1 protein-coding gene is annotated in these 1,407 nt (G+C 61.8%); it reads right to left on the bottom strand.

The genetic code is table 11. From position 1 onward, the window contains the following. Positions 1-560 (bottom strand): glycosyltransferase family 25 protein (locus VQ042_RS25550; RefSeq protein WP_331823044.1); only part of this gene is annotated, 560 nt, incomplete at its 3' end. Positions 561-1,407 lie beyond the last annotated feature (847 nt).

Below are 1,407 nucleotides of genomic sequence, written 5' to 3' on the forward strand. Positions count from 1 at the left end.
GGGGTCGTATAGATGCGGGCGCCGGTATCCCAACCCCGCTCGAGAGCGATGTCCCAGGGAAGCCACATGGTTTGCAGGGCGGAAAGCAGGAGGGTCGCGCCCTCGCGCGTGACTGCGTAGCAGGCGGCCGAACCTTGCGGGCCGTGGATGCAGCGGCCGTAACTGGCAAGCCCGTCGCCGCCGTGGGACACGAAGCCGCGAATGCGATGATTGGCGAGCTTGAGGACATGCAGGTCCGGCCGGTGACCGAGAACCGCCGTGACGGCGGCGGGCGCTTCCGGCTTCACAGTGATGTCGTCCTCGCAGATCACGGCGACCGGCTCGCCGGATGCGATCACCGCCTGCAGCGCGGCCAGATGGCTGCGGTAGCAGCCATATTCGCCCGGCAGGATCGTCCGCCCATGGCTGCGTGCAAAACGGCGATGATCGACGTCAAGCCAGTCATTCACCGGGACCGCGGCGCCATCGACGCCGGGAACCCGCGTCACCTCGACACCGGCATCTGCGGCCGAAACTTCGATATCCTGCCACCGCTCGGTCGATCGGTCGAGATTGATCACGAAAAACCGCAGTGCCTTCGACCTCGATAATGTGCCGGAACGCGGCGCAAGGCCGAACAGCGTGTCTGCTCATGCCGCTGCATCCGGGGCTCGTTAAATTGCAGGAGGCGAGAAGGGGGGAACCCTTCGCCAGGAAGCGTGCACCTGGAAAAGCAGATTCCGCCCGGGGAATCCAGAATATGTCCGCAGGAATCGTGGCAGCGGAGAGGCCTTGAGATTGGCGGATCTACCAGCGAGTAAAGCACTGGAGCCAAACCTAACGCCCTTCGCAGCTAGCCTGCCGAAGGTTGGCACTCGCCCAGGTGCGGACCTCGCATGCGAAATCGTCCAGGAAGACGCACAACGGCGGCGCGAAGTCCGTGCTGTCATGGCGCTGGAATTCGCGGGTCGCGACTTGGCCCATCCATCGCGTAAAGATTGCGGATATTTCGCTGGAGAGCATGGGGGGGCCATCCGTCGAGAAGTGCAACCGATGTGGCGTTTCGGTCACCACAGCAGCAGTGTCCTGGGCTAACCGGATGGTCTCAAGCGCACAGAGTGCCCGACATGCAGAATCAATCAGCAGAGACTGAAAACATCCGTCAGAAGCCGCCGCTCAATCCCGAGGATCAGCACGATCCCTTTGTTAGCCGTCGGTCGCGATCCAACGATGAACGCAGCTGGGATCGCGGTGCTACGGGAGACATGCGCGGATAGACACACTCACGTCGCGGGTGGTTGGGGAAAACCGTAAATAGTTCGCCCTGAAAAACCCTTGGATGCCCTGTGCTTCAGGGATTCCCATCGGGTTTGAAGTATTGGAGAATGCCGGAAACCGATCCTGACCCGATTGATTTCCGGTGTTTTT

Origin of the sequence: Aurantimonas sp. A2-1-M11 (assembly GCF_036549475.1) — a bacterium.
Lineage (GTDB): Bacteria > Pseudomonadota > Alphaproteobacteria > Rhizobiales > Rhizobiaceae > Aurantimonas.